The 9309-nt window shown below is 66.8% G+C and carries 11 protein-coding genes; 6 read left to right on the forward strand and 5 right to left on the reverse strand.

Annotation, left to right across the window (positions count from 1 at the left end):
* Nucleotides 1-27: 27 nt before the first annotated feature.
* The 3 genes from MBELCI_RS17400 to MBELCI_RS17410 are packed head-to-tail and all read right to left on the reverse strand — an operon-like array spanning nt 28 to nt 2578.
* Nucleotides 28-123: a DUF2474 family protein gene (locus tag MBELCI_RS17400; RefSeq protein ID WP_045320442.1), complete on the reverse strand. Its 96-nt coding sequence runs from the start codon at nt 121-123 to the stop codon at nt 28-30.
* Nucleotides 123-1142 carry a cytochrome d ubiquinol oxidase subunit II gene (cydB, locus tag MBELCI_RS17405; RefSeq protein WP_021695564.1) on the reverse strand — a complete coding sequence of 340 codons (1020 nt, stop codon included), beginning with the start codon at nt 1140-1142 and terminating at the stop codon, nt 123-125. The genes MBELCI_RS17400 and cydB overlap by 1 nt, the downstream gene beginning before the upstream one ends.
* Nucleotides 1142-2578, reverse strand: coding sequence for a cytochrome ubiquinol oxidase subunit I (locus MBELCI_RS17410; protein ID WP_021695565.1), 1437 nt, complete (start codon nt 2576-2578; stop codon nt 1142-1144). The genes cydB and MBELCI_RS17410 overlap by 1 nt, the downstream gene beginning before the upstream one ends.
* A gap of 279 nt (nt 2579-2857) precedes the next feature.
* On the opposite strand from MBELCI_RS17410, the gene purF reads away from it, so the two are divergent.
* Nucleotides 2858-4321 carry an amidophosphoribosyltransferase gene (gene purF, locus MBELCI_RS17415; protein WP_021695566.1) on the forward strand — a complete coding sequence of 488 codons (1464 nt, stop codon included), beginning with the start codon at nt 2858-2860 and terminating at the stop codon, nt 4319-4321.
* 9 nt (nt 4322-4330) lie between these two features.
* On the opposite strand, the gene MBELCI_RS17420 is transcribed toward purF, so the two are convergent.
* Together MBELCI_RS17420 and MBELCI_RS17425 are read right to left on the reverse strand one after the other, a co-directional pair.
* Nucleotides 4331-4843 carry a VOC family protein gene (locus MBELCI_RS17420; protein ID WP_021695567.1) on the reverse strand — a complete coding sequence of 171 codons (513 nt, stop codon included), beginning with the start codon at nt 4841-4843 and terminating at the stop codon, nt 4331-4333.
* Nucleotides 4844-4933: 90 nt separating this feature from the next.
* Nucleotides 4934-5506, reverse strand: coding sequence for a biotin transporter BioY (locus MBELCI_RS17425; protein WP_045320444.1), 573 nt, complete (start codon nt 5504-5506; stop codon nt 4934-4936).
* 111 nt (nt 5507-5617) lie between these two features.
* Here MBELCI_RS17425 and MBELCI_RS17430 point away from each other — a divergent pair, with 111 nt between their 5' ends.
* From MBELCI_RS17430 to MBELCI_RS17450, 5 genes are all read left to right on the forward strand, one after another.
* Nucleotides 5618-6217: a sulfotransferase family protein gene (locus tag MBELCI_RS17430; protein WP_021695569.1), complete on the forward strand. Its 600-nt coding sequence runs from the start codon at nt 5618-5620 to the stop codon at nt 6215-6217.
* Nucleotides 6214-6867, forward strand: a complete 654-nt coding sequence (locus tag MBELCI_RS17435; protein ID WP_021695570.1) for an SDR family NAD(P)-dependent oxidoreductase — start codon at nt 6214-6216, stop codon at nt 6865-6867. The genes MBELCI_RS17430 and MBELCI_RS17435 overlap by 4 nt, the downstream gene beginning before the upstream one ends.
* Nucleotides 6868-7002: 135 nt before the next feature.
* Nucleotides 7003-7803 (forward strand): 5'/3'-nucleotidase SurE, encoded by an 801-nt coding sequence (surE, locus tag MBELCI_RS17440; RefSeq protein ID WP_021695571.1) that lies wholly within the window; start codon nt 7003-7005, stop codon nt 7801-7803.
* The gene (locus MBELCI_RS17445; RefSeq protein WP_021695572.1) at nt 7800-8441 is read left to right on the forward strand and encodes a protein-L-isoaspartate(D-aspartate) O-methyltransferase; all 642 of its coding nucleotides are present in this window, start codon (nt 7800-7802) and stop codon (nt 8439-8441) included. The genes surE and MBELCI_RS17445 overlap by 4 nt, the downstream gene beginning before the upstream one ends.
* A gap of 68 nt (nt 8442-8509) precedes the next feature.
* Nucleotides 8510-9309: LysM peptidoglycan-binding domain-containing protein (locus MBELCI_RS17450; protein WP_045320443.1), on the forward strand; the 800-nt coding region annotated here is incomplete at its 3' end.

Genomic DNA, 9309 nt, shown 5'->3' on the forward strand with positions numbered 1-9309 from the left:
AACTTCGCGACACGACCCCGCCTGATCTCAGAGCAGAAAGGCGCGGATGGCATAGGCCACCGCGCCGACCGTGGCCACGCCCATCGCCCAGAGCGCCACGAACCAGATGATCCGCCGCAGCATCAATGATATCCCTTTTCGGGATCGAGCTTGCCGCGGAACACCCAGTAGGCATAGCCGGTATAGGCGAGGATGATCGGCACCAGAACGATCGCGCCGACGAACATGAAAAGCTGGCTCTTGGCCGGCGCCGCCGCCTCCCACAAGGTAATCTGCTGCGGCACCGCCAATGGCCAGATCGAGATCCCCAGCCCAAGAAAACACAGCGCGAAGAGCACCAGCCCGAGGATGAAGGGGAGCCGATCCCGCTCGGGGTGGAACAGCGTGCGCAACAACAAGAGCGCGATCCCGGCGATCAGGATCGGTACCGGCGCAGTCAGCGCGAGCTGCGGCCAGCCGAACCAGCGCGCGGCATAGCCCGCACCGAGGAACGGCGTCGCGAGACTGACCGCGAAGATGCCGATGATCGTCGCGAAGAAGAACACGCGCGCCATGACCCGCACCCGGTGCTGAATCTCGCCTTCGAGCTTCATGTTGAGCCAGCAGGCCCCCAGAAAGGCGTAGCCCGCCACAACCGACACGCCGCACAGCACCGAAAACGGCGTCAACCAATCCCACCAGCCACCCGCATAGGCCCGGCCCTCGACCTCGATGCCCTGCAGGAACGCGCCCAAAATGATGCCTTGGGCCAGCGCCGCCGTGACCGATCCACCAATGAAGGCCGCGTCCCAGGCGCGCTTCGACAGGCGCGACGTGGCGCGCCAGCGATATTCGAACGCCACGCCCCGAAAGATCAGCGCCAGCAGCATCGCGATGATGGCCGGGTACACGGCGGGCATGATGATCGCATAGGCCAGCGGAAAGGCCGCGAAGAGCCCGCCGCCACCCAAGACCAGCCATGTCTCGTTGCCATCCCAGACCGGGGCGACCGAGTTCATCATGATGTCGCGGTCCTCTTTCTCCCGGAAGAACGGGTAGAGGATGCCGATCCCGAGATCGAAGCCGTCGAGCACGACATAGACGAAGACCGAAAAGGCCAGCAGCAGCGCCCAGGCGACGGTGAGGTCGATGGAGTAGAACATCAGTTGGCCTCCGGTGCGATGTCGTGGCCGCTTTCGCGCATCTGCCGATCGGGGTTGATGCCCGAGCTGCGGATCGGGCCGGGCTCGACCCGGACGCCGCGCTCGCCCAGCGCCGGGGCATGGTGCATGAGCTTGAGGATGTAGGCGACGCCCGCGCCGAAAACGACGAAATAGATCACCACGAAGGCGATGAGTGAGGTGCCGACCGCGCTCGCCCCCAGCGGCGAATGCGCTTCGGCCGTGCGCAGCGCGCCATAGACGACATAGGGCTGGCGGCCCACCTCGGTGGTGATCCAGCCTGCGATCACCGCGACCAACCCCGAGGGGCCCATCACCAGCGCGGCGCGATGCAGCCACTTGGCGTCGTAGAGCCGCCCGCGAAACCGTGCCCAGAGCGAGAACAGCCCGACCCCCAGCATTGCGAAGCCCAAGCCCACCATGATCCGAAAGCTCCAGAACACGATGGCGACGGGAGGCTGATCCTCACGCGGGATCGTGTCGAGCCCGTCGAGCGGTGCATCAAGGTGATGCTTGAGGATGAGCGAAGACAGCTTGGGGATCCCGATGGCATAATCCAGCGTCTGGTTTTCTTGGTCGGGAATGCCGAAGAGATAAAGTGGCGCGCCGTCAGGATGGCTCTCGAAATGCCCCTCCATCGCCATGACCTTGGCCGGCTGATGCTCGAGCGTGTTGAGACCATGCGCGTCGCCGAGGAAGATCTGGATCGGCGCGACGATCGCCGCCATCCACATCGCCATGGAAAACATGGTCCGCACGCCGGGGTTCTGCCGCTCGCCACGCAGCAGGTGCCACGCACCCACCCCGCCGACGATGAAGGCGGTGGTAAGATAGGCGGCCGTCAGCGTATGCGCGAGGCGGTAGGGGAAAGACGGGTTGAAGATGATCGCCCACCAGTCCTCGGGCACGAATTGGCCGTTCTCGGCGATGGAAAAGCCCTGCGGCGTCTGCATCCACGAGTTCACCGAGAGGATCCAGGTGGCCGAGATCGCCGTGCCGACCGCCACCATAAGGCACGCGAACATGTGCAGGCCGGGGCCGACCTTGTCGCGCCCGAAGATCATGATGCCCAAGAACCCGGCTTCGAGGAAGAACGCCGTCAGCACCTCATAGGCCATGAGTGGCCCGATAACCGGGCCGGCCTTGTCAGAGAACACCGACCAGTTGGTGCCGAACTGGTAGGACATGGTGATGCCCGACACGACCCCCATCGCGAAGCAGATCGCGAAGATCTTGAGCCAGTACTTGAACAGCCGCAGATAGGCCTCGTCCCGGCTCCACAGGTAGAGCGCGTTAAGCACCGCCAGAAAGCTCGCCAAGCCGATCGAAACCGCCGGAAAGATGAAGTGGAAGGCGACGGTGAAGCCGAACTGCATCCGGGCCAGTGTGACCGCGTCGAAGCCGAGAAAGGTGTCCATGGGCGAAATCCTTCTGCCTGATCCTGACTTAGGGACAGGGCGCGGGGAAGCAACGCGACATCGTGCCCCCCTATGTGGGAGGCTGCAACGCGCCTCGCGGTGGTGGCGGTCGGGCACGGGCGCGACAACGTGACCGCGAAACGCCCGCTTCGCCTTGCGCAGCGGCGCGCGACAGGGCATTGGGCGACCCGACGGAAAGGATGATATGATCCTTTCGTGACACTCGCACGCAGAGGCCGTACACGGTCTTCGCAACGCACCGGATTCGGAGCCAGCCAGATGCGCGATTTTCCCGCCCACCCCTTCGATGACGACAAGCTCAGGGAGGAATGCGGCGTATTCGGCGTCATCGGCGTCTCGGACGCCGCGAATTTCCTCGCTCTGGGCCTGCATGCGCTGCAGCACCGCGGACAGGAAGCCGCCGGCATGGTCACCCATGACCCCGATGCCGGGTTCTGCTCGGCCCGCCGCATGGGATATGTGCGCGACAACTTCACCTCGCGCGAGGTGCTCGAAACCCTGCCCGGCACGCTCGGGATCGGCCATGTCCGCTACTCGACCTCCGGCCACAAGGGCCAGACCGCGATCCGCGACGTGCAGCCCTTCTTCGGGGAGTTCTCGATGGGCGGCGCCGCCGTCGCCCATAACGGCAACCTGACCAACGCCACGGCGCTGCGGCGCGAGTTGATCGAGCGCGGCTCGATCTTCCAGTCCTCGTCCGACACCGAATGCATCATCCACCTGATGGCGCGCTCCATGGGCCGGTCCATCCCAGACCGCATGGAAGAGGCGCTACGCAAATGCGAGGGTGCCTTTTCCATCGTCGCGATGACCCGGACCAAGCTGATCGGCTGCCGCGATCCGCTGGGCGTCCGGCCGCTGGTTCTGGGCAAGCTTGGCGATGGCTGGGTGCTGTCGTCCGAAACCTGCGCGCTCGACATCGTCGGGGCCGAGCTGGTACGCGAGATCGAGCCCGGTGAGATGGTGGTCATCACCACCAACGGCGTCGAGAGCAACTTCCCCTTCAAGAGCCGCGCCTCGCGCTTTTGCCTGTTCGAGCACGTCTATTTCTCTCGCCCCGACAGCATCCTTGGCGGTCGCTCGGTCTATGAGACACGCCGTCAGATCGGCATCGAACTGGCTCGCGAAGCGCCCGTCGAGGCAGATCTCGTCTGCCCGGTCCCCGACAGTGGCACCCCCGCCGCGATCGGCTTCAGCCATGAGAGTGGCATCCCCTATGGCATGGGGATCATCCGCAACCAGTACATGGGCCGGACCTTCATCGAGCCCTCCGAGCAGATCCGTAACATGGGCGTGCGCCTGAAGCTCAACGTCAACCGCGCGCTCATTCGTGGCAAGCGGGTCATCCTCGTCGACGACTCGGTGGTGCGTGGCACCACCTCGCGCAAGATCAAGGAGATGATCCTCGACGCGGGCGCGGCCGAGGTCCATTTCCGCATTGCCTCTCCGCCGACCGCTTGGCCCTGCTTCTACGGCGTCGACACGCCCGAGCGCGAAAAGCTGCTCGCCTCGCATATGAGCGAGGAGGAGATGCGCCGCCATCTCGACGTCGACAGCCTGAAATTCATTACGCTCGACGGTCTCTACCGCGCGGCGGGCGTGGCTGAAGGCCGCGATCCCCAAGCTCCGCGCTATTGCGACGCCTGCTTCTCGGGGGACTATCCGGTCGTCCCGGCGGACATGATCGAAAAGGGCTTCCAACTCAAGACCGCGGCGGAATAATCCCTCGGTTCAGCGATCCGTCGGCTCCTCCCAAGGGGCGGGCTCCTCGGCCGAACTTCGGCTCCGGGCATCGTTCGCGAACGCCGCCTCAAGATCGTCGATCTCCACCTTGCCCATCTCCATGAAGGCTTGCGCGACCCGGCCTGCCGCGTCGCGATCCGCCTCTGCCAGCAGTTTTGGCAGGGCGGTTGGCAGGATCTGCCACGAGAGGCCGAACCGATCCCGCAGCCAGCCGCAGCGTCCGCCTTCGCCACCCTCGGCGGTCAATGCCGACCAAAGCCGGTCGATCTCGGCCTGATCGCGGGCCAGAACGGAGATGGGCACGGCTTCGGTCAAACGAAGATGCGGACCCGCGTTGAGGGCGACATAGCCGATGCCACCAAGCGTGAATTCGATCACGCTCGGACTTTGATCCGCCTCCGAGTAGCGCACGCGGTCGATCCGGCTATCAGGCAGGAGCGACACGTAAAAGCGCGCTGCCTCCTCGCCCTGCGTATAGAACCACAGGCAAATCCTCTGCATCTTTCGTGTCATCCGCGCCCTTCCGTCCTGCAGGACAGATAGCACGCGATGACCTCATGTCTTCACTTGGTACCCAATCCGACACTGACGTCAGCGTTGCCAATGGCCCAACTGCGACCAGACGGCGCGGGCGCCGCCGATGGCCAGCGCCGTCTTCACGACCTTGCCGACGAGAAACGGCACGGCCCCCGTCATCACCGCCTCGCCCAGCGTCAGGGGCGTCCGCATGGCCAGCCAGACCACGCCCGGAACCAGCAGGGCCAAGGATGGCAGATACACCGCGAGAAAAAGCCAGCCGAAGCCGTCGTGCCCCCATCGCTGTACCAATCGGGCCGTCAGCCAAGCCATGACGACGAACCCCCACAGATACCCCGCCGTAGCACCGTAGAGCGCCGCGACACCGCTGCCGCCACCGGCAAAGATCGGAAGCCCCACGGCACCAAGCGCGAGATAAACGATGAGCGCGGTTGCGGCCAGCCGCGGTGTGCAGAGCAAGCCGACGAGCGAAACTGCAAGTGTCTGCAGCGACATCGGCACCGGATACATCGGCACGTCGATCTGTGCACCAACGCCCACGAGAAACGCGCCCCCGAAAGCGACACCCATCGTTACCGCCATCCCCTGCCGCGGCAAACCGCCTATCCCTTCGGATGCCTGTGGCATGATCCGTCTCCTCTCGATCGGGATGATGGGCCGCATACTCCGGCTTTCCGGCCTCGCTGGTCAACGCCGAAGCCTTGCCGGGCGGGGGATAATACTTCAAATGCAGGACATATGACCGATCCACGGCCCTTCGCTGGTGCGTCAGAGCGCCCCGACCGCATCCTTGTGCTTTGCACCGGGCGCTGCGGATCGACCACGCTTGCGCGGGCCTGCGGGCACCTCGACAACTGGAGCGTCGCCCATGAAAGCCGCAGTCACCTCACCGGGGCGGCACGGCTGGACTTCCCGCCCCGCCACATCGAGATCGACAACCGGCTGAGCTGGTTCCTGGGCCGTCTGGACCGGGATCTCGGCGATCGGGCGGGCTATGTGCACCTGCTGCGCGACCCCGAAGAGGTCGCCCGCAGCTTCGCGCGCCGCTCGGGTCAGGGGATCTTGCGCGCCTACCGGCAGGACATCCTGACCCACACCCGCTGGCGCGAGCCCAAGTCGACCCTCATCGAACAATGCCGGGACCATGTCGAAACGGTCACCGCCAATATCGAGGCCTTTCTGGCCCACCGGCGCCACAGCATGACGATCCGGCTCGAGAGCATCGAGCGGGACTTCGACCGCCTGTGCGACTGGATCGGCGCGCGAGGCGATCTCGACGCCGCGCGCGCCGAACTCGCGCGCCGCCACAACGCATCCACGGGAGACCCAGCGGCATGACCGAGACCACCTTGCCCGTCCTGATCACCGGCGCCAGCCGCGGCCTTGGCGCCGCCCTCGCCGAAGCCCTCGCACCGGATCGGCACATCATCGCGGTGGGGCGCACCACCGGCGCGCTTGAGGAGCTCGACGACCGTATCCGCGCCGCGGGCGGTCAGGCCACGCTCGCGCCCATGGACATCACCGTGCCCGAGGCGATGCAGCAGCTCTGCCGTTCGATCCACGACCGCTGGGGCGGTCTCGCGCTCTGGGTCCATGCCGCGATCCATGCGGGTCCACTCGCACCCGCGCCACATCTGGCCGACAAGGACCTCGATCGCTCCATCGCGGTGAACCTGCGCGCCACGGCGCGGCTCGTCTCCTATGTTGCGCCGCTGCTGGGCCAGACCGGACGTGCCGTATTCTTCGATGACCCCGTGGGCGGCGAGAAGTTCTTTGGCCATTACGGAACCACCAAGGCCGCGCAGATGGCGCTCGTGCGCTCGTGGCAGGCCGAAACGGTGAAGACCGGCCCACATGTGCGCATCCTCGCTCCGCGCCCCATGCCCACCGCGACCCGCGCGCGGTTCTATCCGGGCGAGGACCGGGGCAATCTCACCGATATCCACAGCGAGGCCGCGCGCCTGCTGCCGGAGATCCTCGAGGCCTGAGACGCGGGCGTGAGCGTGGCCCGAAGACCGCTCTCGCACGGTTTGGTGAAGGCGGCGCCCTGAGGCGGCCGTCCGCCCGCCGGAATGCTTGCCGCCTCCCGGCCGCTCCCGTAACAAGGGGCCAAAGGGGGCCGCATGCGCATTCTCATCACCAATGACGACGGCATCAACGCACCGGGCCTCAAGGTGCTCGAGGAGATCGCCGCCGAGATCGCAGGCCCTTCCGGCGAGGTCTGGGTCGTGGCCCCCGCCTTCGAACAATCGGGCGTGGCGCACTGCATCTCCTATACCCATCCGACGATGATCGCCGAGCTTGGCCCCCGCCGCTTCGCCGCCGAGGGCAGCCCTGCCGATTGCGTGCTTGCCGGGTTGCACGACGTGATGGCCCAAGGCCGCCCGGACCTCGTGCTTTCGGGCGTCAACCGCGGCAACAACGCCGCCGAGAACGCCATGTATTCGGGCACCATCGGCGGCGCGATGGAGGCGGCGCTGCACGGCCTGCCGGCGATCGCCCTGTCGCAGTTCTATGGCCCCGGCAACGCCCGCCGCGACGACCCGTTCGAGGCAGCGCGGCAACATGGAGCGGCGACGGTGCGACGCCTGCTCGATCACGCGATCTGGGACGCCGAGGCCGATTACCGGCTGTTCTACAATGTCAACTTTCCCGCCCTGCCGGGGGCCGAGGTACGCGGTCTGCGCGTCGGCCGGCAGGGCTTTCGGCGCGATACCGCCTTTGGGGTGCAACCGCACGTGTCGCCCTCGGGGCGGCGATTCCTGTGGGTCAAGGGCGGTCGGCAGGACACTCCCACCGGACCCGGCACCGACGCGCAGGACAACCTCGACGGCTATATCTCGGTCGTGCCGATGCGCGCCGACCTTACCGCGCACGACGCGCTCGAGGCGGTGACCGCCGCGCTCGAAAATGGCGCGCCATGAGCTTTGACGCCGATGCCAAGATGCGGTTCCTCTACGCGCTGCGCTCGCATGGGGTGACCGACAGCCGCGTGCTCGACGCGATGGAAAAGATCGACCGCGCGCGCTTCGTAAAGGGTCTTTTCGCCGAGCGCGCCTATGCCGACATGCCGCTGCCCATCGCCTGCGGTCAGACCATCAGCCAACCCTCGGTGGTGGCGCTGATGACCCAGGCGCTCGACGTGCAGCCGCGCGACAAGGTGCTCGAGGTGGGCTGCGGTTCGGGCTATCAGGCCGCGATCCTCAGTTTTCTGGGGCGGCGCATCTATACCATCGACCGGTTTCGCAGCCTCGTCTTTGAGGCGCGCGCGATCTTCGAGGAGATGGACCTGCCCAACATCACGGCGATCACCGCAGACGGCTCCTTCGGGTTGCCCGAACAGGCCCCCTTCGACCGCATCATCGTGACCGCCGCGGCGGAGGATCCGCCCGGCCCGCTCTTGGCGCAGCTTCGGGTGGGCGGTATCATGGTGCTTCCGGTCGGCCAATCGGACACGGTGCAGAGCCTGATCCGGGTGACGCGAACCAAGAGCGGCTTCGACTACGAGGAACTGCGCGCGGTGCGCTTCGTGCCTCTGGTCGAGGGGCTGGGACAGGACTGAAGCGGGGGCTTCCCGCAGGTATCAACCCCCGGGGGACACGGGGGGCAAAGGGAACGAGGACGAGATCGATGCAGACCACCCTATTTCGCCGCGCATGGCGGCCGCTCGCATGCTCCACCGCTCTGGCGCTGCTCGCGGCCTGCGCGGAGCCGTTCGATCCGGACCTGCGCGACATGGGCAACGGGTTCGATACCTCGGCCGCCGCCCTGAACCCGCCGCCACGTCCCCGCCCCGACGATCGCGGCGTGATCTCATATCCCAACTACCAGGTCGCCGTGGCGCGTGAGGGCGATACGATCGTTTCGCTGGCCTCGCGCCTCGGGCTGGAGCCGGGCACGCTCGCGCGCTACAACGGCGTATCCGCCGACACCAGCCTGCGCGGCGGCGAGGTGATCGCCCTGCCGAGCCGCGTGGCCGAACCCTCGCCCGCGACCGGCGCGCAGATCACCGGTCCGATCACGCCCAGCAACCCGCCCGTCAGCAGCTCGTCGACCGGCTCGGGTCGGATCGACGTCACCACACTCGCCGGTGCCGCGATCGACCGCGCGACGCCCCAGTCGACGCCCACCAGCCCCGCGGCGGCACCGCAGACCCCCGCCGCGAGCGCCACGGCAAGTTCGCTACCCTCGGCCCCACGCGCCCTGCCCAGCGGTCAGGAGCCGGTGCGCCATCAGGTCGGACGCGGCGAGACGGCCTATTCCGTGGCGCGGCTCTACAACGTGCCCGTGCGCAGCCTCGCGGAATGGAACGGTCTCGGTTCTGACCTCGCGGTGCGCGAGGGACAGTTCCTGCTGATCCCGCCGGGTGGCACGGCGCAGGCCGCGCCTGCCCCAGCGGCACAGCCCGCCCCAGTCGCCGCCCCCGTTAC

Source organism: Limimaricola cinnabarinus LL-001 (assembly GCF_000466965.1).
Taxonomy (GTDB): domain Bacteria; phylum Pseudomonadota; class Alphaproteobacteria; order Rhodobacterales; family Rhodobacteraceae; genus Limimaricola; species Limimaricola cinnabarinus.

Excerpts from the sequence above, each read along its gene's own strand:
- MBELCI_RS17410 (WP_021695565.1), bottom strand. The coding sequence starts at position 2,578 with ATGGACACCTTTCTCGGCTTCGACGCGGTCACACTGGCCCGGATGCAG.
- cydB (WP_021695564.1), bottom strand. The coding sequence starts at position 1,142 with ATGTTCTACTCCATCGACCTCACCGTCGCCTGGGCGCTGCTGCTGGCC.
- MBELCI_RS17400 (WP_045320442.1), bottom strand. The coding sequence starts at position 123 with ATGCTGCGGCGGATCATCTGGTTCGTGGCGCTCTGGGCGATGGGCGTG.
- MBELCI_RS17425 (WP_045320444.1), bottom strand. The coding sequence starts at position 5,506 with ATGCCACAGGCATCCGAAGGGATAGGCGGTTTGCCGCGGCAGGGGATG.
- MBELCI_RS17430 (WP_021695569.1), top strand. The coding sequence starts at position 5,618 with ATGACCGATCCACGGCCCTTCGCTGGTGCGTCAGAGCGCCCCGACCGC.
- MBELCI_RS17445 (WP_021695572.1), top strand. The coding sequence starts at position 7,800 with ATGAGCTTTGACGCCGATGCCAAGATGCGGTTCCTCTACGCGCTGCGC.
- MBELCI_RS17420 (WP_021695567.1), bottom strand. The coding sequence starts at position 4,843 with ATGCAGAGGATTTGCCTGTGGTTCTATACGCAGGGCGAGGAGGCAGCG.
- surE (WP_021695571.1), top strand. The coding sequence starts at position 7,003 with ATGCGCATTCTCATCACCAATGACGACGGCATCAACGCACCGGGCCTC.
- purF (WP_021695566.1), top strand. The coding sequence starts at position 2,858 with ATGCGCGATTTTCCCGCCCACCCCTTCGATGACGACAAGCTCAGGGAG.
- MBELCI_RS17435 (WP_021695570.1), top strand. The coding sequence starts at position 6,214 with ATGACCGAGACCACCTTGCCCGTCCTGATCACCGGCGCCAGCCGCGGC.